This is a genomic window from Streptomyces sp. NPDC000404 (assembly GCF_040300365.1).
In the GTDB taxonomy this organism is placed as follows: domain Bacteria; phylum Actinomycetota; class Actinomycetes; order Streptomycetales; family Streptomycetaceae; genus Streptomyces; species Streptomyces ramulosus.
On sequence record NZ_JBEPDN010000013.1, the window covers coordinates 271,312 to 296,161 of the forward strand.

Annotated in this window: 9 protein-coding genes; 5 read left to right on the forward strand and 4 right to left on the reverse strand. The window is 72.7% G+C overall.

Annotated elements, in window-relative coordinates; translation table 11 throughout:
- The first annotated feature begins 82 nt into the window (after positions 1-82).
- The 4 genes from ABT345_RS25480 to ABT345_RS25495 all read left to right on the forward strand — a co-directional run bounded on the left by ABT345_RS25480 (position 83) and on the right by ABT345_RS25495 (position 20,085).
- Entirely contained in the window at positions 83-415 is a 333-nt protein-coding gene (locus tag ABT345_RS25480) for a hypothetical protein (RefSeq protein WP_345092142.1), read from the forward strand.
- The gene (locus tag ABT345_RS25485) at positions 412-14,925 is read left to right on the forward strand and encodes a WXG100-like domain-containing protein (protein ID WP_345092145.1); all 14,514 of its coding nucleotides are present in this window, start codon (positions 412-414) and stop codon (positions 14,923-14,925) included. Before ABT345_RS25480 ends, ABT345_RS25485 begins: the two co-directional genes overlap by 4 nt.
- 101 nt (positions 14,926-15,026) lie before the next feature.
- Positions 15,027-16,568, forward strand: a complete 1,542-nt coding sequence (locus tag ABT345_RS25490) for a hypothetical protein (protein WP_345092148.1) — start codon at positions 15,027-15,029, stop codon at positions 16,566-16,568.
- 55 nt (positions 16,569-16,623) lie between these two features.
- Positions 16,624-20,085, forward strand: a complete 3,462-nt coding sequence (locus ABT345_RS25495) for a right-handed parallel beta-helix repeat-containing protein (protein ID WP_345092151.1) — start codon at positions 16,624-16,626, stop codon at positions 20,083-20,085.
- Between the two features lie 55 nt (positions 20,086-20,140).
- Here ABT345_RS25495 and ABT345_RS25500 read toward each other — a convergent pair whose 3' ends face one another.
- From ABT345_RS25500 to ABT345_RS25515, 4 genes are all read right to left on the reverse strand, one after another.
- Positions 20,141-20,335 (reverse strand): DUF1059 domain-containing protein, encoded by a 195-nt coding sequence (locus ABT345_RS25500; RefSeq protein WP_345092154.1) that lies wholly within the window; start codon positions 20,333-20,335, stop codon positions 20,141-20,143.
- Positions 20,336-20,538: 203 nt separating this feature from the next.
- On the reverse strand, positions 20,539-21,591 hold the full coding sequence (locus ABT345_RS25505) for a hypothetical protein (RefSeq protein WP_351323399.1): 1,053 nt from the start codon (positions 21,589-21,591) through the stop codon (positions 20,539-20,541).
- 146 nt (positions 21,592-21,737) lie between these two features.
- Positions 21,738-22,190 (reverse strand): GNAT family N-acetyltransferase, encoded by a 453-nt coding sequence (locus ABT345_RS25510; protein ID WP_345085207.1) that lies wholly within the window; start codon positions 22,188-22,190, stop codon positions 21,738-21,740.
- A 124-nt stretch (positions 22,191-22,314) separates the two neighbouring features.
- Positions 22,315-23,775, reverse strand: a complete 1,461-nt coding sequence (locus ABT345_RS25515; protein WP_345085210.1) for an aminotransferase-like domain-containing protein — start codon at positions 23,773-23,775, stop codon at positions 22,315-22,317.
- On the opposite strand from ABT345_RS25515, the gene ABT345_RS25520 reads away from it, so the two are divergent.
- Positions 23,774-24,817, forward strand: coding sequence for a DMT family transporter (locus ABT345_RS25520; RefSeq protein WP_345085213.1), 1,044 nt, complete (start codon positions 23,774-23,776; stop codon positions 24,815-24,817). The genes ABT345_RS25515 and ABT345_RS25520 overlap by 2 nt on opposite strands.
- The last annotated feature ends 33 nt before the right edge of the window (positions 24,818-24,850 follow it).

The window sequence follows — 24,850 nt, forward strand, 5'->3', positions numbered from 1 at the left end:
ACAGCCGTGCGGCACGGCGTACGGCGGCACCATCCGGGCCGCCGGTGTGCGACGGATGTGACGGGGACGAAGGGAGACGGCCGTGGCCGAGAATCTGGCTGCCGATCTGAGCGGGATCAACCATGGTGCGTCGCAGACGGACGAGCTGTCCGCGATCGTCCTGGAGATCTCGAAGCAGACACAAGCGGTCTCCTTGCTGGTGAACGAGGCGTGCGGCTCCGGCGACGAGACGTCCGAGCAGCTGCGGAAGACCCTCCTGCCCGGTGCCGAAGCCTTCCACGGCCTGCTGGGGAACCTCGCGAAGGCCTTCCAGCAGACGGCCGAGGACACCTTCGGCACCCAGAAGTCCTTCGCCAACGCCGAGGAGGACAACATCGACGCCTCCCACCGTCTGAAGCAGCGGATGACCCGGTGAGCCTCCAGATATCCGACGAGGGCCGCGGCTGGTTCATCGCGCTGACCGGCCAGGACTTCACCCATGCGGACGAGGACAAGCTGCGTGAGCTGGGCGACGGTTACGGGCAGATCCGCCAGAAGCTGGACGAGCTGCCCGAGCAGGTCGTCCACGCCGTCAACACGGTCCGCAACAGCATCACGGGGGACACCGCCGACGCGTACGCGAAGTCGCTCTCGGAGTTCACCACCGGCGAGCGCAACTACATCCGGGCCGGTCAGGAACTCTCCGGTGGCCTGGAGAAGATGGCCAAGTCGTCCTCGGTGAACATCGAGTACATGAAGATCATGGCGATCCTCCAGATCACCGAGATGCTGATCGAGATCGTCATCGCCATCGCCATGCTGCAGTTCGAGGAAATCCCCGAGATCAAGTTCAAGGCCTCGACCTTCCTGCAGCGCCTGCTCCGCTCCCTCCTCGACCACCTCGCGATGCACGTCGTCCTCAACGAGTCCATCGGCACGGTCCTGGACGCCCTCGCGCAGCGCATCCAGATGGCGAAGGGCCACCGCGACGCCTGGGACGTGAACCTGACGAAGGACGCGGCGCTGGGCGGTCTGCTCGACGGGCTGCTGGAGGGGCCGCTGTCGCTGCTCGGCGGCAAGGTCGGCCAGAAGCTGTCCGACCTGTTCGCGGGGCCGGTGGCCAAGAACGTCGGCAAGCAGATCACCAACGATCTGTCGATCGCCACCGACACGGTCGCGGACACCACGTCCAAGAGCCTGGCCGACGGCGTCGAGAACATCATCACCAAGAACGCCGACGACCTCCTGCGTCCGCTCGGCGGCTCCGCGGCCGGCAAGGGCGTCGGCGAGAGCGCGACGAAGAAGATCAGCGACGACTTCGGCGACCTCTTCGCCCACACGTTCAAGGACACGCTGGGCGAACAGGCCGCCCGCGACCTCGGCAAGCAGTACGGGAACGCCTTCGCCAAGAACTGGGGCAACGAGAGCAGGCCCGCGCTCAAGGAAGTCCTCGACAACGGCGGCGGCCAGCACCTCAACCCGGCCGTGCACCAGTCGCTGACCAACCTCTCCGACACCACCCTCAAGGCGATCCGCGACCACCACGACAACGTCGCCGTCAAGACCAGCCACTTCGCCGGCGCGACCGGTGCGGTGACCGGTCAGGCGTATCTCTCCGAGGGCTTCTTCAACCTGCTCTTCTCCGACGAGAAGAGCTTCAGCGTCACACCGGTGTCCGGCGCCTCGGCCGCGGCGGGCCAGGCGGCCACCCACGCCGGAACCGTCGGCGGCGCCTCCGGCCTCGCCGCCCTGACCAACGCCGTCAAGAACACCCCGGGCCCGCTCCCCACCACCGGCGTCGACCACTCCCCCGCCACCGGGCCGGACACGTACGTCCCGCCGGCCCTCTCCAGCGACGGCCAGCAGAACGCACCGACGGACACCACCCCGCCCCCGAACGACGGGCAGCAGCAGCCCACCGCGTCCGACCAGAACTCCGGCGGCGGCCCGAACGCCACCGCCACGCCCTCCTCGTCCCAGCAGGACACCTCCCAGCAGAACATCGCGAACCACAGCAGTAGCGGCGGCAACGGCGGTGACGACGGCAACAACCGCCCCCCGGCGCCCTCGCACTACGAGGACGCGATCTCCGACACGGACAACGACTCGGTCAACGACGACGAGTCGGTCAACGACGACGCGCTCAACGGCACGGAGAACGCCACCGACCAGCAGCCCGCGGCCACCTCGCACACCACGCAGGACACCCGCACCACGCCGACCGACGACGACCTGCGGGAGAGCGGCAACGACCGGTCGCCGTCCGGGCACGAGAGCGAGCTGCAGAACACGGCAGCCGCCCAGGCCCACGTCCTGAGCGGCTCTCAGCACTCCACGACCGGCCAGCAGCACACCTCGCCGACGCAGACGGCGCAGACGGCGCAGACGGCGCCCAAGTCCGAGGGGATGAAGGACGGCACCGGGAAGGACGGCACCACCCCGCCGGTCTCCGATCACCGCAGCGGCACGCAGGAGACCGTGCACACGGAGGACGGTCCGAAGCAGACGGACACGGACACATCGGGCGAGGACACGTCCGGGAAGGCGACCGGCGAGCCGCAGAAGATCGCCACGTCCTCGCACACCGACGACACCGGTTCCGCCAACGACTCGGCCACGGCCACCGAGAACCAGTCCGACGGCACCCCGAAGCAGCCGGCGACCACCCCGACCTCGTCCGACTCGTCCGAGCAGCTCACCGACGAGCACCGGACGCCGCAGCAGGAACAGCAGACCCAGAAACCGCAGACCCAGGAACCACAGCAGACACCGCAGCAGGAGCACCTGCCGAAGCAGGAGGAGCAGCAGCCCCCGCAGCAGGAGCCCGGGCAGCAGCAGGAAGAGAAGAAAGAAGAGAAGAAGGAACCGGAGCAGAAGCAGCACCCGGAGCCTGAGCAGCACGGGCAGCATGAGCAGGAGTCCGGGCAGCAGGAACAGCACGGGCAGCGGAAGCCGGTGCCCGAGCCGCAGAAGCAGGCGCCGCCGGAGCCGTCCGGCAGCAAGTGGGGCGATCTGACCACGCTCACCGAGCAGAATCAGGGGCCGGCTCCGATGACTCCGCCGGAGTTCGTCACCAGGGAACGTCATGCCATCGCCGAACACACCGTGGACGGCGACCCGTACCAGGTGCTGAACATCCCGGGCAACGGCGACTGCCTGTTCGCCTCGGTCCTCGTGGGCGCGTATCACCAGAACGTGCTGCCCGAGATCCGGGGGCTGGACGTGCAGGGGCTGCGGAAACGCCTGGCCACGGACCTGGAGGAGAACCCGCAGAAGCTGGCCGAGTACGACGCCGTCCTCGATCCCGTCGACCTCGTGCTGCAGGATGTCTTCGACCACCGGACCCATCCCCACGGCGACCGCAAGCCGGCTGATGTCCACAAGCTCCAGCAGGAGATCAAGAAGGGGCTGGCCCACCGCAGCGCGGCGGTTCAGGAGAGGGCGTGGCAGAAGCTGCTCGCCCACAGCAACTACCAAGGGTTGCGGCACGTCGCACCAAGCCCGCGGAAGGCGCGGGACCTGGGGATCGCGGGCCTTGTCCGGGAGGCGGCCAAGGGCAGGGAAAACCTGTGGAATTCGCCGTTCGCCGAATACCTGCCGCAGCTCCTGACCACCCTGCCCGAGATGCAGGGCGCCAACCTCACCCTCATCTCCACCGTGCCGTCACCGATACCTGGCGCGCCCCCGGTGCTCCAGTCTCCGCAGCCGCTCGCCTGGAACCCGGACGCCCCGCCGTTGTACGTGTTCTACGAGGACCGCAGCGTGCACTACCAGGCCATGGCCAAGACCATGTCCGAAACCCCGCACGACACCGGCGGCCCGCTGCCCACCTCGTCCCAGGACAAGAGCGGATCGTCCAAGGAGAACGCACCGCAGAACCCGCCGGAGCAGCAGGAGAAGCAGGAACAGCAGCAGCACGAGGAGCAGAAACAGCCGGAGAAGCGGCAGCAGCCGGAGCAGCAGGACCAGGACCCCCGGCACAGCGATCCCCTTCCGCACGACGGCCAGGACAACGACCGGCACGACCCGAACGACGGCCGGCAGGATCCCTCGCCGACGCCGCCGCAGGTCGTCGAGGTGCCGCAGGGCTTCGGGAAGGACGGGCGGTACGGGCTCGGCCAGTTCGGGCGGGTGCACCGGTTCGGGGACATCGCGTTCGGCTCGGGCGGCCGGCGCCCCGACGGGCTGCACACGCTGGTGCGGTCGGCGCTCGACCACCCCCAGGGACCGAACGCCGCCAAGAAGCAGCCGAAGCCCGCCAACCTCGACCGGCTGGCGGACAAGCTCTCCGCTCAGCTGTGGCAGGACCTGTCGGGTCCCGAGGGCCAGATCCTGGCCCGGAAGCTGTTCGACGAGGGCGGGCTGAAGCTGCGCGTCCCGGTGGGCCGGTTCCAGAACACGTACTCCGTCACGCTCAAGCTGAGCGAGGTGCACCGCGACGCGGCACAGCACCTCAACGCGCCGCCCCCGCACAGCGGCCCCGCACCAGGTGCCACCCCGGCCCCCGGCGCCGCCAGGAACAGCGAGGCGACCGGGCAGCTGCTGTTCGGCGAGAGCGACAAGGGGCAGCGGGAAGCGGCGGTCAACTACAACGTCAGCGACAGCTCGACGGTGAGCAACAGCCGCAGTGTGTCGGCCACCACCTCGCACGCCACGACCGTGAACGACGTGGGCGTGAAGCCCAAGGTGACGCTGACCGGCTCCTCCGGCGCGTCGAAGGGGCACAGCAACCTCACCAACACCTACGTCCGCCCGGAGATCAACCTCGCCGGCACGCGGGAGCACTTCGGCTTCGAGGGCGCCACGCTCACCGTCGACATCCGCCGGGGCGGCGACGGACGGCGCTGGACGGACAGCGCGAAGGACACCCTGGAGGTGACGTTCCCGACCGAGCTGACCGATCCGAAGGCCAACCACACCGAGCACCCGTGGGAGGTGCACAGCGGCTCCTCGGACGCGGCGCGGAAGAAGCTCGCGCGGGCGTTGCAGGGCATGTTCTTCATCGCCCAGGAGAGCCACGGCCAGTCGTCGCTGGCCTCCGCCCTGAAGCAGCAGTACGCGTCGGTGGGCCCGGAGTCGGGGCCGGCGCGGATGCTGGACAGCTGGTTCAGCGAGCACGGCATGCTGTGGAGCGTCCACCGGCTGCTCAGCTCCACGCTGCTGCCCTCCACCGTCCACAAGGGGACCCATTACGCCGCCGAGGCGCGCGCCGGGGTCACCTCCGTCCGCCGGGTCGGTGACGCGACGAAGGTGGGCCTGGCCGGCAACACCCGCGACTGGAACTCGGTGTTCCACACCGACTCCAAGAGCGGCGGCAAGACCGCCGACCTGACCGTCGTCATCGGCCCCGAGGCACTGCCGATGTCCTTCCCGATCGGCGTCAGCTTCGGTACGAGTAACTCGGCGTCGCTGACCGAGGGCTACACCGGCGGTACGTCCAACACCACCCGCTTCAACGGGTCCAGCGTGCCGTACGAGCTGAAGCTGAACGTCGAGGCGGGCCTCAATCCGGTGGGGAGCGCGGACTTCTCGCAGACCCGGGAGGTGACGGTGATCATCCGCGTCCCGGAGCACCTCACCGGCCACTTCGAGCAGCAGCTCGCGGACGTGGCCCGGAAGGACGGCGGCCAGGTCGTCCAGGGCCGGGACGACACCACCCACACGACGCCCGCCCCCGGGAACGACGCCGCTCACCAAAGCGACGACGACACCCGCTCCGTCCACGAGCGCCCCGAGGAGGACCCCGACGAGATCACCGAGGTCCCGCGGGAGGATGCCTCGGACCAGCGGCACGGCTCCGGGGAGCAGCACACCCCGCCGAAGCAGCCTCCGACCCGCGGACTCTTCAGCGTCTTCGGGCTCCAGGGCCTGGAGGACCTGCCGTCGACGTTCCTGCGCGACGCCCAGCACCTGGAATCGCGCACGGACTTCCGGCACAAGAGCGCCGCCCGGGGCAAGGAGCACCGCCATGCCCTGGGCGAGTTCCTGACCACGCACTTCCACGCCGATCAGCTGTCCCACATGGCGCCCGACGTGATGAACGGCGGCGTGCGGCGGACGTTCCGCAGCCCGAAGGGCGAGAGCGGTCAGCTGCTGATGCACTTCGGCGTCACCGCCCGCCCGGCCCGGCCCGGCGAGCAGCCGGACGCCTGGCGGCTGCCGGTCGCCAGCGGCACCGTGCAGAAGTGGCCGACGAACTGGTCGTGGCTCCAGGACTCCCAGGGCCACACCACCAGCCAGTCGTTCACCGTCGGCGGCACCCTCTCCGGGGACGTGACCGACCAGTTCGCGATGACACCGGCCGACGCGTTCTACTCCCGGGGCCGCGACCACTCCCAGTCCGACGGCATCACCACGTACGGCTTCTCCCACATGGGTGCCAATGCCTCCGGCGAGATGTGGCACGACTCGTACCCGGTGGTCTTCGAGACGACCGTGGAGGTCGAGCACGTCTCCGGTACGAAGGTGCTGAACGATCAGCTGCCGCCGGTGAAAAAGACCGTCAACGGCCGCGCCGACTACCTGGTCCCGAAGTCGCTGCCGGTCGAGGAGCACTCCCCCACCGAGGAGACGCACACCGAGGAGACGCACACCGAGCAGACGCCCGAGACGCAGCCGAAGCACCAGGTCACCGTCACGGACGTCGAGCCGACCGCCGTCGGCAGGAAGAAGAGTTACCCGCCGCTCACGACGCCGGAGGGCATGACCGAGAACCGGATCGGCACCCAGGACCGCATCGATCACGTCCACGGCGCCCTGGACCTCCAGCGCGAGGCGGCGAAACTCTTCGAGCAGGCGGGCATCCCCAAGCAGGACGCCGTCCCCTACGTCGAGAAGCTGCTCACCCCCGACCAGCTCAAGGGCATCCTCAACCGGGACGCGCAGTCGTCGGCCGGGCGGCTGGTCCGGGAGAAGACGTTCACCGACAACAACGTGCAGTTCGTCGTCGAGGCCATCACCGTCAACGACAAGAGCTTCGCGCAGACGCAGGAGCTGTCGAACTTCACGCTGGACGAGGCCATGAGCCGCTTCACCAGCACCGACAAGACGGTGATCACCAACTCCCGCGGGCTGGGCGGCTCGCTCAGCGGCTCCCGGGAGAACGGTGACGAATCCGGTGGCGGTTCGGGCGACGGGTCCCTCGGCAAGGCCACATCGAGCGGCACCTCCACCGTCAAGGTGACCAGCATCCACCCCGGCCAGTTCGTCGACCAGACGCTGCCGCACCGCCAGCACGAGGCGGACGTGATCTGGCGGCTGAGCGTCGTCCAGCGCGACACCAACATGCTCGGCACGTGGGGGACGCCGCAGGTCCTGGTCAAGGACGTCCAGGTCGAGGGCGGTGTGTCGTATCTGCGCCCCGAGTACACCAAGGTGACGGCGGCGGAGGCGAAGGTCCCCGAGCGGCTGACGAAGCTGCCGCTGACGGCGATGACCACGGACCTGTCCCCCCGGAGCGACGCCTCGACGACGGGCCAGGACGGGAACGGCGCGCCCGGCCGATCGACGCCGACGGTGTCGTCCTCGATCCTCACGACGGTGGAGACGCTGCTCCAGAAGTACGCGCCGGACGCGCTCGGGAAGAACCACGACTACCGCAAACCGGGCACCATGACGAAGGCCGGGGGCGACAGCATCTTCGACGCCCGCTCCCTGCAGAGCACCAGCAGCGTGCTGCGCGGCACCGGCCTGCACTTCCGGATGCGGACGGACGGCTTCGGCCACCACACGTACACCAATGTCGTCGCCCAGCTGACCCGGGGCTCCGACGGCGCGCACTTCACCGGCAAGGTCTCCAAGGGCGTGCTCTCCCGGTACACCCAGTCCCACATCCGCACCGAGGAAGCGCACTCACAGACCGTCAAGCACTCCGGCTCGTTCGGCGGTGGCGGCTCCGGCGGCAAGGGCAGCGACGGCGCCTCGCCGTCCCTCTCCGTCGGATTCGGCCGCAGCACCACGCTCTCCGACAGCGACGCGATCATGATCCGCCGCCACGATGCGTACACGACCGCCGAGGAGGACCTGTACGTCTACGAGGTCGACAGCTCGATCGAACTGACCGTGGAGAGCGTCAGCCATGCGTCGCAGCTGGTCAGCGCCATCACCGGCGGCAAGGCCGATGCGATCAAGGGCGGCGCCGAAGCCGTGTGGAAGTACATCAGGAACAACGACGACGGCACCCGCACGCTGTCCATCCCGGTCCGGGAGGAAGTCGTCGTCGCCCGCTCGGAGCTCTCCCCGGAGCAGCTCCGGCAGGTCGAGCAGCACAACGAGCAGCAGGACGGGCAGACGGGGAACCAGGACGCGCACACGGCCGCCCCGCAGCCGACGCCTACTCCGAAGCCGACGCCGATCGGCAAGGACGAGTTCCGCAACCACGGCGTGCTGGTCGACATGAACGAGTCGTCCTCGCGGAAGCTCTTCGACGATCTGATGAAGGAGCTGAGCAAGCACGACGGCGCCCCGAAGAAGTTCGCGGAGCAGGGGCAGGCCGGCCGTGAGCAGCTCCGGCAGCTCCTCAACTCCCGCGAGCTGGCCTGGCAGTTGCACGGCTCGGGCCTCGGCGTGACCAGCGACTTCGGCGCGCGGCTGACCACCGAGGCCGGTGTCACCACGCTCACCTACGGGAAGCTGCGGCTCACCTTCACCCAGCTGGACTTCGGCTCACCGGAGGGCTGGACCAAGGGCACCTCGGAGCGCTCCGACTACCGCTACCAGTACAACACCCAGTCGCACGCGGTCGGCAAGGACCGCAGCATCGGCGGCGGCAGCACCGCCAACTTCCTCGCGGCCACCGGCAACAAGATGACCCAGGGCCTCACCGGCAAGTTCAAGCAGGGCCGCACCGAGACACACGACAGCGGCGGGTTCACCTCGATGCCCACCGAGTCGATCGACCGCACCGTGCACTGGCTGCGCCACAGCCCCGCGAAGCTCCGGGTCGACATCCAGCTGACCGCGGACAGCTCCGCCGACAAGGTCGGCCTCGGCGCCGTCACCGGCGACGACGGCTACCACGGCAGCTTCGTCCTCGACGACATGCTGCAACTGCGGTACTCGCCGGAGGCGGTGGTCCGCGAGGTGGGCGGCGTCACCGAGGCGGCGGTGCAGGTCGACTCGGGCTGGTACCTCGCCCCGCACCACGCCGGGGACGACCGGCAGACCGCCGGCATGCTCGACGCGCTGCGCACCGCCCAGGACACGGACCCGACCGACAACCGCACCACCTGGCATGTCACCTCGGGCGGCGACGGCACCGTCCTCGTCCGCGACGAGCGCCTGAGCGAAGCGGACTTCCTCGACCGCTACGTCCGCCCGCAGCTCACCGCCGAACAGAACGCGGATCTGCACCAGCTGATGCACTGGGAGGGCGAGGACACCCCCGGCTCCCTGCGCCGCCTCCACATCGACAACCCCACGCGCCCGACCTCGGACGATTCCCACCGCAACCCCGACGAGGAGCGGAACGGACACCGGGGCGAGGACCGTAACGAGAGCCGGAACGAGAACCTGGACGAGGAACGGGACAACACCCCGGACGAGAGCCGGGACGAAAGCCGGAACGAGAACCGGAACGACGACCCCAACGAGAACCCCGACGACGACCGGAACCACCACCAGGACGGGAATCCCGACAACACCCCGGACCCCACCCCCGCCTCACCCCTCCCTCCCGTCCACGGCCCCCAGGTCCCCCGGGGGTTCGGGGACGGCGGGCAGCATCCGCTCGGGCAGTTCGGGTCGCTGGTGCGGATCGGGGACATCCCGATCGGCGTGCCCGGGCCGCGTCCCGCCTCGCTGACCTCACTGGTGCGGGCGGCCGTCGACCAGACCGGGACGACACTGACGCCCGGCCACAAGAACGCCCTGGTCAACAAGCTCGCCGCCGATATGTGGCAGAAGATCTCCAGCCCCGACGGCAAGCTGCTCGTACGGAAGCTGCTGTCGAAGGACGGGCTCCTGCTCGATCTGTACGACGACCGGCAGTCGAAGTACCGGATGAAGGTCTGGCTCGACGGGCTGTCCCGGAACGAGGCGATTCATCTGGTCCACGAGCAGGTCAGCCGGCCGCTGCCGTACGGCGCCAAGGTCGTGGGGCACCGCGAGGCGATCCTCAACCGGCAGTACGGCGGCACCCACACCACCTCCAACTCGCGCTCGGTGACCAGCACCACGTCGTTCCAGCCCACCGCCGAGCACGCGGCGTTGAGCTTCGCCGTCAACCTCAGCGGCTCGTCCAGCGCCTCCGCCGGGCAGAGCTTCCTCCACAACTCCTACGACCGCCCGGAATTCGTGTTCGACGGCAAGCAGGAACACTTCGCGTTCCCGCACGCCACCGTGAAGACGATCCTGTACGGCGTCCCCAAGTCCCCCGGGGACCAGCCGCCGTTCCACCGGCCGGTACCGGTCGAGGTGGCCTTCCCGCACGAGCTGACCAGCCACGAGGCCAACCACACCAGCCACGACTGGGAGATCGCCCCGCACACCCCGGAAGACCGCAGCCGCGTCGCCCGGGCGCTCCAGGACATGTTCTTCCTCGTCCGGGAGAGCAGCGGCCAGGAGCAGCTCGTCACCCGGCTGACGGCTCCGTACCCGCACATGGGCGAGGGGTCGCGGGCGCATGCGTTCCTGAACCACTGGTTCGGCGAGATGGGCACCATCGCCAACTTCTCCCGGATGCTGAGCGCCACCCGGCTGCCGTCGGTCCACAGCAACGGACACCACTACGTCTCCGACGTCCGCGCCGAGATCCTGTCCCTCAAGCGTTCCGGCGACGCGATCGAGGCGGGGCTGGCGAACAACGTCCGGATGTGGGACTCGCTGTTCCACACCACCTCACAGGGCGGCGGCAAGAGCTTCGGCGTGGACCTCACCGTCGGGCCGAAGCTCTCCGAGGACGCCCCGTCGCTGTCGGTCCCGTTCTCCTTCGCGCTGAGCAGCAACAACTCCGCGTCGCTGACCGAGGGCAACACCGGCGGCACGTCGGAGACCGTGCGCTTCAACGGGAAGAGCGTCCCGTACGAGGTGCACCTCATGATGGAGGCGACGCTCACCGAGGTGGGCGCGCCGGCGATGCCGCCGCAGGCCGTGCCGGTGCGGCTGGTCGTGCACGTCCCCGAGCATCTGGCGGACCACTTCGAGTACCAGCTCGCGAAGGCCGCGGGCCGGCCGGTGCTGCCGCCCCTGATGAGGACGGTGCCGCCGCCGAACCCGCCGGCGTTCGGGCTGTACGAAGGGTTCGGGGTCTCCGGGCTGTCGCATCTGGTCGACCACTTCCGCAGGCAGGCGGTCGTGGCGGAGAGGGACGTCGGCTTCTCCCATCCGACGCCCGAGCACCGCACCCGCCACCTCGACCAGCTCAACCGCTTCCTGGAGATCCAGTTCCATGCGAACGAGCTGTCGCGCAAGACCGGGGAGATGTTCGGGGACGGCATTCATCTGACATTCCTCGGGCCGCGCGGCAACAGCGGCACGCAGTTGCTGCTGCACTTCACGGTGAAGGGCGAACGCCACACGGGCGACGGCACCGACGCGCCGTGGCGGCTGCCGGTCGAGGACGCCACCGTCCAGAAATGGCCCACCCACTGGAACTGGCTGGCCACGACCGAGTCCGTCGGCAACGGCCAGTCCCTCTCGTTCGGCTTCTCGATGTCCTTGGGCGGCGGCGGGGTGACATTCACGCCGCCGCCCGGCCTGAGCTTCGGGCGCTCCCGGGACGTCTCGCTGACCAACGGCATCACGACGTACGCCTTCTCCCACCAGGGCACCAACGCGTCCGGCACGATGTGGCACGACCACTACCCGGCGCGCTACGAGGTGTCGGTGTACGCCGAGAAGGTCACCGGGGCCGAGTCCGAGACGTCCGCGCCGCATGTCACGACCCCGACCGGCGGGGTGCAGTACCTGGTGCCGAAGTCGCTCACCGATCTGCCGCTGATCGCGCACGCCGACGGCTCGGGCGACGGTCCGCCGCCGGTCCCGCAGCGGGCGCAGCGGCCGGTGTGGAACGGCAAAACGATGACGTTCTCCGACATCGCGCTGCCCGAGGGCTTCACGCAGGAGCGGCTGCGGCCCGACGACCGCCTCGATCACGTGCGGCACGCGCAGGCGCTCCGGCGGGCCGCCGCGGAGCTGCTGTCCGAGCTGCGCATACCGCCGTACGTCGTCTCGTACCTCCAGCACATGATCACCACCGACCAGCTCAAGGGGGCGCTGAGCAGCGATGCGAAGACGCTGCCGGGCCGGTTCGTGATCGGCGGGCAGTTCGCCGACACGCAGGTGTATCTGATGGCGCAGGCGGTCACCGGCAACAAGAAGCCGCTCAGCACCGGGACGCAGGAGCTGTCCTCGTTCGGCCTCACCGAGTACATGCTCCGCCACACCCGCAAGACGCAGATCTCCGGCACGAACTCGTTCACGTCGAACGGCGGCATGGCCTACGAGGGGACGCGGGGCGACAACGCCGGCAGCGGCTCGTTCGGCTACGCGGAGACCTGGAGCCGCGCCAAGGGGCGGACCGTCATCGACATCGACGACACCCATCCCGGCGAGTTCTACTCGATCGACGTGCCGCACGAGTACCACTCCCTGGACGTCGTCTGGCGGCTGAACATCGCCGTCACCCGGGACAACATGCTGGGCACCTGGAAGGCGGACGGGCTCAGCACCGATCTGTACGTGCCGGGCGGCGCGACGATCCAGCGTCCGGTGCTGACCCGGCAGTCGGCGCAGGAGGCGGGCGTGCCGCCGACACTGGAGAAGCTGCCGATCCTGTCGATGACCACCGGGCTCACGCCCGTGCCGGTCCACGACCCCGCAGGCGGGCCGCGGGAGCAGAACCGGGCGCCGGGCGGGAACCACGAGGAGAGTCAGGAGAGCCGGGAGGACCGGGACGAGCGGGAGGAGCTGGAGCGGCAGGGGAACCTCGACGGGACGCGGGGGCCGGACGAGCGGCAGACGGTGTTGCACCCGACGCTCTCGCAGCGGGTGCTCACGGAGCTGGTCACGCTGCTGTCCGAGGCGGCGCCGCAGGTCCTCGGCCCGCTGCACACCCTCAACACCCCGGCCGGAACGATGAAGTCCATGGCCGACAGCATTCTCGACGGCACCTCGCTGCGGAACCTGTCCAGCCTGCTGCGCGACACCGGACTGACCCTGCAGATCCGTCTCGACGGCTTCGGCCACCACGACCGGGTCGACGTCCACCTGCGGATGGACCGGGACACGGCGGAGGCGGCCCGCTTCACCGGGAAGTCGGCGCACGGCGTCCTCTCCCGCTACATCCAGTCCAACACCCGCCAGGAGGAGCAGTTCAGCACCTCCCGGAAGCACAGCAAGGGCATCACGCTGGGCGCCGGCGGCAGCGGGCCCGGGGGCGGCGGTTCGGTGTCCGCGTCCTTCACCCGCACCACCGGGGACGGCGTCGCCAACAACGCCAGCGTCATGGTCCGCCGCCACGACGCGTACACCACCGGCGCGGAGGACCTGTTCGTCTACGAGGCCGATGCCCACCTGACGCTGTCCGTCGAGAGCTTCACGCACGCCTCGCAGCTGGTCGACGCGCTGCTGCTCGGCAGGGCCCACCTCATCGGGGCGGGCGTCGACAAGGTCGCCACCCTGTTCGCCCCCGGCCGCAAGGAACCGCACCGGATCGTCCTTCCGGTCCACGAGGAGGTCTTCGTCCCCCGGTCCGAACTGCCGGTCCCGGTGGAGGGCGCGCCCACCCCGATGTCCCCCATCACGTCCCACGAGTTCCTGGGCCACGACGTGCTGGTGGACATGGACGAGAAGGCCGGGCACACGCTGTTCACCGATCTGATGGAGCAGCTGGCCACGCACCCCGGCACGCCCAAGGTGTTCGCCGACCCCCGGCACGGCGGCCATGTGCAGCTCAAGCAGCTGATCGGCGCCCGGGAGCTGGCCCGCCACATGGCGCGCACCGGCCTTGGCACGCCGACCACGCAGACCGCGACGTTCCCGGTGCGCATCACCGCGGAGGGCGGGGTGGCCACGCACACCCACGCGCAGCTCACCGTCGAGTTCCGGCCCCGCGATCTGGGCCTGTCGCAGGGCTGGCACCAGGGCACCGGGGAGCGGGCGGACTACGACCTGCAGAACGACATCGATGCGCACACCGACAACGTCGGCAGCAAGCTGGGCGGCGGCGTCAGCGGCAGCTTCCACGGCGTCAAGCAGGCGTTCGCCGCGTCCTCGTCGGTGACGCACACGCTGGAGAACGACTCCGGTGGCCAGGTCGCGGTGCAGAAGAGCTCGATCGACCGCACCGTGCACTGGCAGCGGCACACGCCGACCTCCGTGGACGTGGTGGTGAAGATCGCCACGTACGGCACGTTCGACGCCTTCGGGAAGCCGAAGATCTCCGGGAAGAACGTCTTCGAGGGGACCTTCACGCTGAACGACGCGCTGCAGCTGCGCTTCAGCCCCGAGGCGGTGCTGCGCGGCGTCGGCGGGGTGCGACCCGGCGCGATCCGGGTGGAGTCCGGCTGGTACGTCCCGCCGCACCCCTACGGCGAGGCCAACGAGGCGCAGCAGCAGGCCATGCGGGACGCGCTGCTGACGGCGCAGGACACGGATCCGGACGACCAGCGGCAGACCGTCCATCTGACGGCCGACGGCGACGACGTGCTGGTGGGCGGCGAGCGGATGGGCCGTCAGCAGTTCCTCGATCGTTATGTGAAACCGCACCTCACGCCCGAACAGGCGGCGAAACTAGACGCGTTGGCCCGGTGGGAAGGCGGGGCGGGCGCGGCGCTCCTGCTCCACCTCGACCTGCCGGGCGACGCCCTCGCCGCCCACGGGCCACGCCCGAAGACGCCGGAGCCCGACGCCCCCGGCCTGCTGGAACTGCCCAAGGAGCCGGCAGGCCTCAAGCGCTGGGCCGATGCGGTCAACACGGCGTTGGACGAGGCGATGGAGCACTACTGACCGCGGCCGGGCCACCGCCGGGCGCAGCGCCCCCTCCGCGTCCCGCGCGGCGGTGCCCACACCCCCCACCCGAACACCCGACGAGTGAAGCGGAACTCATCATGAGCGACGAGACGGCGAACTCCCGCAGCGCGAAAGAGGCCGGTGCCGCCGGAGCCACCGGCGACACCCCCGCGCCCGCGACCGACGCACCGCGGACCCGGCCGGAGCACGGCCCGGCCGGCGGCGACGGCACCCCGGCCACGAGCGCCCCCACCGCGTCGGCGGGCACCGCGAAGCCCCCGGCCGGCGGGACGGCCCTGCGCCCGGAGCAGGAGCAGCCGGAGCCCGCGGCGGACACCGCGGACGAGGCCCCGGCGGCCGCCGGGGCGACCGTGCTGCGTCCCGGTGCGCCGCTGCCCGGAGCGGCGGAGGCGGAGGCGGAGGCCGGGGCGGGCGCCGAGGCCGGGGCCGAGCCCGGTGCGGACGGCGCGGCGGCGGACGACGGTGCGGCCGCGGCGGAGGCCACCGAGCCCCTCGCGGCCGAGGCGGCTGGTGCGGCCGGTGCGGCCGGTGCGGCCGGTGCGGCGGCCGCCGGGAAGAAGGCGTCCGCCGGGCGGCGCGGCCTCGGCCTCTTCCGCCGCATGGACGCGGCGGCGGGCGCGGCGGCCGGTGCGGCAGGCGGCGCGGCGGGCGCGGGCGCCAAGGCGGAGAGCGGCGGCCGGGTCTCGCCCGGGGTGGTGGCGGGCGCGGCGCTGGCCGGGGTGGTGCTGCTGGGCGCGCCGTTCGCGATCTCCGCGCTGAGCAAGTCCTTCGCCGCGTCGCCGGCGAACGCCGCCGGTGATCTGACGCAGCCGCTGCCGGACGCCGGGAGCGACGGCGGCAAGGGCTTCGTGCCCGTCCCCGGCGGCGTCCGCGACGACGGCGGCACGGCCCCCCGGACGGACAGCGACGCCCCCGCCGGCAACGCGAACGCCCCCGGCGACGGCAGCGCCGGCGGTGCCGGCTCCGGCCCGCACACCGACGGCGACACGACCCCCCGCACCGACCCGACCGCCGACGCCCCCGACCACGGCGGCAAGGCGGGCGCGGACGACAAGGGCTCCACCGCCGAGACGCACACCCGGACGCTGGCCACCCGCACCTTCACCGCGTTCGCCGGTCCGACCTGCGCGAACACCGGCGCCGCCGCGTACCGCGAGATCGGTGCGTACGGCGACGGCAAGGAGGGGTGGCTGACGCGGACCGGCGGGTCGACGGCCGGGGGATGCGGCGGCGGCTCGCGGGCGATACCGATGTCCGGCGACGCGGACTCGCCGGACTCGGACGTGACCGCGTACTGGCAGTTCAATTCCGGGATGAAGTCGGCAAGTTGCCGTATCTCCGTCTACATCCCCCAGGGCAAGAGCCCGGTGGAGGTGGGCGGGGCTCCCGCGCGATACTCGGTGCACAAGGGCACCAAGTGGTACGGCGGGGACCTCGCCGGGTTCCACATCGACCAGCCTCGCAACAAGGGAAGCTGGGTGCTCGGCACCACGGTCCACGTGGAGGGCGGCCGGTTCACCCTCCGGGTGACCAACGCCGGGCAGGACTGGGAGGGCGACACCTCGACGCTGGCGCACGTCGCCGCCGCCCAGGTGAAGGCCGAATGCCGCGCAGAGTGAGCACGTTCGGGCCCGGCGCCGACGCGGCGTCGGGCCCTGGAGGGAGTTAGCGGCGATGAGCCGTCAGGTGCTGGCCGTGGGGCCAGACGGGTCCGGGGCGTTCGCGACGATCGCGGAGGCGGTGCAGGCGGCGCCGAGCGGTGCGCTGATCACCGTGGCCCCGGGCCGGTACGCCGAGGCGCTGGTGTTCACCGGCATCGTGACCGTCGTCGCCGCGGAGGGCCTCGGCACGGTGCGGATCGCGCCGCGCACCGGCTCCGCGGTCACGGTGGCCGCCGAGGCGGTGAAGCTGACCGGTCTGGTGGTGCACGGCAGCGACCCGGAGCGCCCGGCCGTGGACGTGGCCGACGGCCAGCTGGAGCTGGACGGCTGCGAGGTCGGCGGCGCGGCATGGGCCACCGTCCTCGCCCGCGACACCGGCACCCTCGCCATGCGCCACTGCGAGGTGACCAACCCCAAGGGCGCCGGCATCGTCGTCACCAGCGAGGCCGAGAGCGTCATCGAGGACTGCCGGCTCGCCGACCTCGGCGCGTCCGGCATCGTCATCGGCGACCACGGCGACCCGCTGGTGCGCCGCTGCACCGTCCGCGACGCCCGCGGCAACGGCCTGTACGTCAGCGGCCACGGCCAGGGCACCGTCGAGGACTGCGACTTCTCCGGGACCACGCAGCCCGGCGTGGCGCTGGAGGACGACAGCTCGACCCGGCTGCTGCGCTGCCGCATCCACCGGACGAAGGCCGTCGGCCTGCATCTGGCCAGCCGCAATCAGGTGCTGGTCGAGGACTGCGTGGTCGAGGAGACCGGCAAGGAAGGCGTGACGGTCGCCGAGCACGCCGATCCGCTGGTGCGGCGGCTGCGGGTGGCCCGCAGCGCCGGTCAGGGCGTGCGGATGTACGACTCGGCGCGGGGGCGGTTCGAGGACTGCGCGGTCGAGGCGAGCGAGGGCACCGGCCTGTGGGTGGGCGGCGCGGCCCGGCCGGTCCTCACCGATCTGCGGATCGCCGATGTCCGCGGCACCGGCGTGGAGCTGACGCAGGACTGCGTACCGGAGCTGGACCGGCTGACGGTGACGGAGCCGGCGGGCATCGGCGTGCGGGTGGCCGAGGACGCGCGGCCGACGCTGCGCCGTACGGTGCTGACCGGCGGCGGCGCGCACGGCCTGGAGGCGTGCGACACCAGCCAGGGCCGGTTCGAGGATCTGGAGATCACCGGCGTCCGGCGCAGCGGCGTCCAGATCGGCGGCGAGGCCCGCGCCCGGCTGACCATGCTCGTCGTACGGCAGAGCGGCGCGGCGGGGATAGCCGTGTCCGGCACCGCGTCGGCGCGGCTGCGGGACTGCGATGTGGCCGGGACCGGCGGTGACGGGCTGTCGGTCGGCTCGGGCGCCAACGTCGTGGCGACGCAGTCGCGGTTCCACGACGGGGAGCGCAACGGCATCCTGGTGGCGGCCGGCGGCTCGGGCACCTTCACCGGCTGCGAGGTCTTCGGCAACCGCGGCGACGGCGTGCTGACGCACACCGACGGGCAGTTCGCGCTGCGCTCCGTCTCCACCTGGGAGAACGGCGGCGCCGGGGTGCACCGCACGGTGGTCAGCGAGAACGCGCTGCTGGAGGAGGTCATGTCGCGCGGCAACGGCCTGGCCGACATCCACGGCGAGGCGGCGGACGTCCCGGCGGCGGAGCGCGGCGAGGCGGCGCGCGGCGGCGCGGACGTCCCGGCCGCGGGCAGCGCCGCCTGGGACGCGGCGACGGGCGCGGCGGACAACGCCGCCGCGGCGCCGGCCGGCGCCGGGCCTGAAGCGGCCGGGCCCGCCCGCACGGACGGCGGCAAGGAGAAGAAGAAGGCGAAGGCCCCCGCCTCGCCGCTGGAGGAGCTGGACCAGCTGGTCGGGCTGGCCTCCGTCAAGCACGAGGTGACCACGCTGGTCAGCCTCAACCGCATGGCGCGGCGCCGCGAGGAGATGGGCATGACGGTGCCGCCGATGAGCCGCCACCTGGTCTTCGCCGGGCCGCCGGGCACCGGCAAGACCACCGTGGCCCGCCTCTACGGCACGATCCTCGCCGAGCTGGAGGTGCTGCGGTACGGGCATCTGGTGGAGGTGGCGCGCCAGGATCTGGTGGCGCAGGTCGTCGGCGGCACGGCGATCAAGACGACGGAGGCGTTCAACAAGGCGCTCGGCGGGGTGCTCTTCATCGACGAGGCGTACACCCTCACCTCCCAGTCCGGCTCCGGCGGCCCGGACTTCGGGCGGGAGGCGGTGGACACCCTCGTCAAGCTGATGGAGGACCACCGCGACGACGTCGTCGTCATCGCCGCCGGCTACTCCTCGCAGATGCGCAGCTTCCTGTCGTCCAACCCGGGCATGGCCTCGCGGTTCAACCGCACCGTGGAGTTCCCCAACTACACGGTGGACGAGCTGGTCACCATCGTCGAGAGCATCTGCGAGCGGCACGAGTACGCCCTCGACCCGGCCGCCCGGGACGGGCTCGGCACGCTGTTCCGGCAGATGACGCGGGACGAGACGTTCGGCAACGGCCGGGCCGCCCGCGGGGTGTTCGAGGAGATGGTGGACCGGCAGGCGTTCCGCCTGGCGAACGAGGTGAACGCCACCCCCGCCGACATGGTCCGGCTGCTGCCGCAGGACCTCGGCGAGATCGCCGCGTCCGGCGTCGGCGCGCACGCGACGGGCGGCGACGAGGACCGGCTGGAGACGCTGCTCGGCGAGCTGGAGCAGATGGTGGGGCTGGCGGAGGCCAAGCGGCAGGTCTCCGACCTGGTGCATCTGCTGGCCAACGCCCGGCAGCGGGAGGCGGCGGGGCTGCCGTCGCCGTCGCTCAGCCGCCATCTGGTCTTCGTCGGCCCGCCCGGCACCGGCAAGACCACCGTGGCCCGGCTCTACGCCAAGCTGCTCAAGGCGATGGGGGTGCTCGCCGGCGGCCAGGTGGTGGAGGTGGCGCGCGCCGATCTGGTCGGCCGGTACGTCGGCCACACGGCGCAGATGACCACCGAGGCGTTCGACAAGGCGCGCGGCGGGGTGCTCTTCATCGACGAGGCGTACACCCTGACGCCCGCCGAGCGCGGCGGCAGCGACTTCGGGCAGGAGGCGGTGGACACCCTCGTCAAGCTGATGGAGGACCACCGCGACGACGTCGTCGTCATCGCCGCCGGATACGAGGACGAGATGGGCGCGTTCCTCGCCTCCAACCCCGGTCTGACCTCCCGTTTCTCGCAGCGGGTGGAGTTCGGCAACTACGACGCCGACGAACTGGTGATCATCGTGAACCGGCAGGCCGAGGCGGGCGGCTACACCTGCGCCCCGGAGCTGGAGACGCTGCTGCGTACGCACTTCGCCTCGGTGCCCAGGGACCGCAACTTCGGCAACGCGCGCTACGCCCGGAAGGTCTTCGAGTCCCTCGTCACCCGTCAGGCGGGCCGTCTGAGCCGCCAGACGTCCCCGAGCCGCGAGGAGCTGCTGCAACTGGTGCCGGAGGACTTCCAGGAGACGTCGCTGACGTGATCCCTCCGGGGCGGGGCCGGGGCGGACGCTCCGGCCCCGCCCCGGCCCCGCGGGCTCAGGCGTGCTGCGGCGTCTCCTCGTTCTTGAGCGCGGCCCGGATCTGCTCCCGCAGTTCGGGGCCCGCCGCGTGCCCGTGGACGGACACGGCGTGTTCGCTGGCGGCGCGGACCACTTCCTCCTCCTCGCCGGAGATGGTGAGCGTGCACCCCGATTCGCTCGGGTAATTCCGGCAGTCGATCACCTTGCGCATGACGCACCTCCTCACACCTCCAGTGTCCGCCCGCCGGCCCGCCGGCCGGCCGCCCGCACGGTCCCGGGCGCGCGGCCGGGCGGGACGGGCGGGTCAGGCGGGCCCGACGCCGGGCCCGCCCGGCCGTCGCAGCGTCCCGCCCCGGCCGGCCTTGGCCTGCCCCGGCACCGCCGGACCCGGCAGGCGGCGGCCGTCCGCCGCGCTCAGTCCCGGCTCTCCTCCCGGCTGCGCCGCCGGTGGTCGACGATGCCCCAGCCGATCGCACCGGCCAGCAGGGCGCCGCCCAGCGCGGTGGTGCCCAGGCCGGTGCCCGCGGCGCCGCCGAGACCGGTGTCGGAGCCGCCCTTGGGCAGCCGTCCGTGGTCGGCGGCGACCACCGTCAGGGTGCCGGTCAGCGTGGTCCGGCCGGGCCCGTGCCCACCGCCGCCGGCCGCCGGCGCGGCGCCGTCCGGCCGTGCGGCGGCCACCGCCCGGGCCGTGACCGCGCCCGCCGGGCCGCCGCCCGCCGCCGCGCCGTCCGCCGCTCCCCCGGCGGGCGGCCCGGCCCCGGGCGCGCCCTCCGGGGCCACCGGTGCGCCCGCCGCCCCGTCACCGGGCAGCAGCGCACCACCGGACGCGCCGGGCTCCCCGGGCGCGGGCGGCGTGCCGTGCTCCGCCCCGGAACCGGCACCGTTCCCGGCCTCGGCACCGGCACCGGCACCGGCACCGGCACCGGGCAGACCGTCGGCGGGCGGTGTCCCACCGCTGCCGGGTGACCCGCCCGGCACCTCCCCGCCCGGCGAGCCGCCTTCGGGAAGAGCGCCTCCGGGCAGGCCGCCGTCCGGCGCCGTGGCGCCCGGGTCCGCGCCCGGCCCGCTCTGCGGCGTCAGCCCGTCGCCCTGCTGCGCCCCCGGCCGCCGGCCGCCCCCGCCGCCGTGGCCGCCGTCCGCACCGCCGGCACCGCAGACCACGGTCACCCTGTACGAACCGGGCTCGACGGAGTCGGGGACGCGTCCGGTGCCGCCCACCTGGTTGCGGAGCGCCGACAGCTTCATCGTCGGTATGCCCGCGCCGTCGAACGTCGCCTCGCCGCTCTCCCCGGGGCAGTTGCCGCCGTCGAAGACCGAGAACTCCTCCCCGGGGGCGACCGGGTCGGGCTGGACGACCGCCCGGTGGGCGTCGCCCGCGGCGAGGGCCGGCCCGGCGCCGGTCAGGGCCAGCGAGGCCGCGAGGGCGCCGGTGGCCGGTGCGTGTCGGAGGACATGCCGTATGAACATGCACCGAGCAGACCCCGGCCGCCCGCCGGGCGCACCTCGATCCCGGCCCGCCGAGCCCGCGTCGGGCCCGGAGCGCCGCCATCCGTGCAGGTCACAGGCGGCGCTCCGCCGACCGGGTGGCGGCTGGGCCGGACGGGGAACGGCGGTCAGCGCCCGGGCGTGTCCGGAGCGGCGAGCGGCCGCGTCAGCCACTCCCCGGGCACCGGCAGTGGCCGGAAACCGGCCTTCTCGTAGACGCCGTGCGCGTCCCGGGTGGCGAGCACGACCCGCGGCAGCCCGCGCGCCGTGAGATCGGCGGCGACCGCCTCGACGAGGGCGGTGCCCAGACCGCGGCCGCGGTCGGCCCGGTCGACGTAGACGTCGCAGAGCCAGGCGAAGGTGGCGTGGTCGGTGACCACCCGCGCGTAAGCCGCCTGGCGGCCCGAACCGGTGGCGTACAGAGCGAAGTTGAGCGAACCGGCCACCGCCCGCTCCTGCCGCTCCCGGGTGCGGCCGGACGCCCAGTAGGTGTCCTCGGACAGCCAGCGGTGCAGCCGTGCGCGGTCCAGCCGTGCCGGGTCGGTGGAGAGTTCGTAGCCCGCGGGCAGAGGTGGGTTCATGGCCGGAGAGTCGCAGACCGGCGGGGCGGGCGTCGACCCTTTTCCGGCCGGAGGTCCGGGGAACGCCCCGCCGGTCTGCGCGGCGCAGGCCGCCGCGGCCCCACGAGGGCCGGGAAGCCGCCTCCTACGGTGCGACCTCCTGCCAGGCGGCGGCCAGGCGCCGTACGCCCTCGGCGAGTTCGGCGGGGCCGGAGGCCGAGGCGAAGCCGAGGCGCAGATGGGCGGCGGGCGGCTCGGCGGGGAAGTACGGGCGGCCGCGGGCGACGGAGACGCCGGCCCGCAGCGCCGCACCGGCCAGCGCCTCCTCCGAGGTGCCGTCCGGCAGCCGCAGCCAGAGGTAGCAGCCGCCCCGGGGCACGCTCAGCGCCCCACCGTCCGCGCCCGCCAGGGCCGGCAGCCGGGTGTGCAGCGCGGTGGCCAGCGCGTCCCGGCGGATGCCCAACTCCCGGGAGATCATGCGGAGATGGCGCGACCAGGACGGCGAGCCGACCAGCTCCAGCGCGGTCTCCTGGAGCGGTCCCGGCACGAAGAAGCTGTCGACGACCTGGATGGCGCGCAACCGGTCGAGGACGGGACCGCGGGCGGCCAGTGCGCCCACCCGCAGGCTCGGCGACGTCACCTTCGTCAGCGAGCCGACGTGGACGACGGTGCCGTGCTCGTCGCCGGAGATCAGCGTCGGCGGCAGCGCGGACGCGGGCCCGTGGGACAGGCGGCGGGCGAAGTCGTCCTCGATGACGAACGCCCCGGCCGCCCGCGCCACCCGCAGCACCTCGGCCCGCCGCTCGGCCGTGAGCACCGCGCCCGTCGGGTTCTGGAACAGCGGCTGGCAGACGAAGAGCCGGGCGCCGCTGGCCCGGAACGCCTCGGCGAGGAGATCGGTGCGGACGCCGTCCGCGTCGACCGGCACCGGTACCGGCCGCAGCCCGGACGCGCGGGCGACGGCGAGGACGCCGGGGTAGGTCGGGGACTCGACGAGCACCGGCGCGCCGGGCGGGGCTAGCGCCCGCAGCGCCGCGGTCAGGGCGCTCTGGCCGCCCGCCGTGACCAGCACATCGCTGGGGGCCAGCGCGCCGCCCGGCCCGCCGATCTCCCGCGCGAACCACGCCCGCAGCTCGTCCACGCCCGCGACCGGCGGCCGCCGCCAGGCCCCGGGGCGGCGACCGGCCCGGGCCAGCGCGGCGGCCAGGGCGCGTTCCGGCTGGAGGTCGGGGTGGAGGTAGCCGCCGCTCAGCTCGACGACGCCGGGCGGGGGCCCGGCGAGGGTGGCGAGCACCCCGGAGGCGTCGACGCTGCGCGGCACCTGGTCGGCGGCCGCCTCGGCGCTCAGCGCGATCTCCTGCCAGGAGGTGTCGACGGGACGCGCGGCGCGGACGGACGGGGCGGCGCGGAAGGCACCGGCACCGGGCCGGATGGTGACCAGCCCCTCGGCGGCCAGCTCGGCGAGCGCCCGGGAGACCGTCACCGGGCTGACGCGGTACCGCTCCCGCAGCGCACGGCTCGACGGCAGTTTCTCTCCGACGGAGTAGCGGTTGACCTCTTCCCGCAGGGCTGCGGCCAGTTCGGCGACGCTGCTACGCTCATGCATGAGAGCACACGATAGCGCTACCAGCTCCGCGAGGATAGCGGTCGACGCCCCGTCCACCCGCCGCGCGGCCCCCTGCGCCCCGCGGGACGAGGACCGGCCCGCCGACACCGCGACCGCCGCACCCGCCGCCCGGCCCGGCGCCGCCGCGCCGCCCGCCGGAGCCGCCTCCGCCCCTCCCCCCGGCACCGCCCGCGGCGGCATCCTGCTCGCCGCGCTCGGCGTCGCCGCCTTCTCCCTCACCTTCCCGGCGACCGTCTGGGCGCTGGAGGGCATGGGACCGTGGACGGTCGTGATGCTGCGCAGCGTCCTGGCCGCCGCCGTCGCCGGCGCCTGCTTCGCGGTGCGCCGCACCCCGCTGCCCGCACGCCGCCACTGGCCCGGTATCGCCGTCGTCGCCGGCGGCGTCGTCCTCGGCTTCCCGCTGCTGACCACGCTCGCCCTGAAGACGACGACCACCTCGCACGCCGCCGTGGTCGTCGGGCTGCTGCCGCTGACCACCGCCGCGTTCGCCGCGCTGCGCACCGGGACGCGGCCGTCGCGGACGTTCTGGATCGCGGCGCTGACCGGCGCGGCGGTGGTCATCGCGTTCGCCCTGCAGCAGAGCGGCGGCCGTCCCGGCGCCGGTGACCTGTTCCTCTTCGGGGCGCTGCTGGTCTGCGCCGCGGGCTACGCCGAGGGCGGGCGGCTGGCCCGCGCCATGCCGGGCTGGGAGGTGATCGGCTGGGCGCTGGTCCTGGCGCTGCCGGTGACGGCGGCGGGCTCGGCCCTCGCCCTCACCACCGAGCCGCTGCGCCCGACCCCGCACGCGGTGGCCGGGCTGCTGTGGCTGGCGGTCGGTTCGACCTTCGCCGGGATGGTCGTCTGGTACCGCGGGATGGCCGCCGTCGGGGTCGCCCGCGCCAGCCAGATCCAGCTGGCGCAGCCGCTGCTGACGCTGGTCTGGTCGGTCACCCTGCTCGGCGAACGGCTGCCGCCCGCGGCCCCGGTGGCGGCGCTCGCGGTGCTGGCCTGCATCGTCGTCACCCAGCGCAGCCGGAGCTGAGCGGCGGGGCGCCCCGGGGCCGGGCCGCCCCCG

Coding starts and splice junctions, on each gene's coding strand:
- ABT345_RS25490 (WP_345092148.1), top strand. CDS start 15,027: ATGAGCGACGAGACGGCGAACTCCCGCAGCGCGAAAGAGGCCGGTGCC.
- ABT345_RS25495 (WP_345092151.1), top strand. CDS start 16,624: ATGAGCCGTCAGGTGCTGGCCGTGGGGCCAGACGGGTCCGGGGCGTTC.
- ABT345_RS25500 (WP_345092154.1), bottom strand. CDS start 20,335: ATGCGCAAGGTGATCGACTGCCGGAATTACCCGAGCGAATCGGGGTGC.
- ABT345_RS25505 (WP_351323399.1), bottom strand. CDS start 21,591: ATGTTCATACGGCATGTCCTCCGACACGCACCGGCCACCGGCGCCCTC.
- ABT345_RS25510 (WP_345085207.1), bottom strand. CDS start 22,190: ATGAACCCACCTCTGCCCGCGGGCTACGAACTCTCCACCGACCCGGCA.
- ABT345_RS25520 (WP_345085213.1), top strand. CDS start 23,774: ATGAGAGCACACGATAGCGCTACCAGCTCCGCGAGGATAGCGGTCGAC.
- ABT345_RS25515 (WP_345085210.1), bottom strand. CDS start 23,775: ATGCATGAGCGTAGCAGCGTCGCCGAACTGGCCGCAGCCCTGCGGGAA.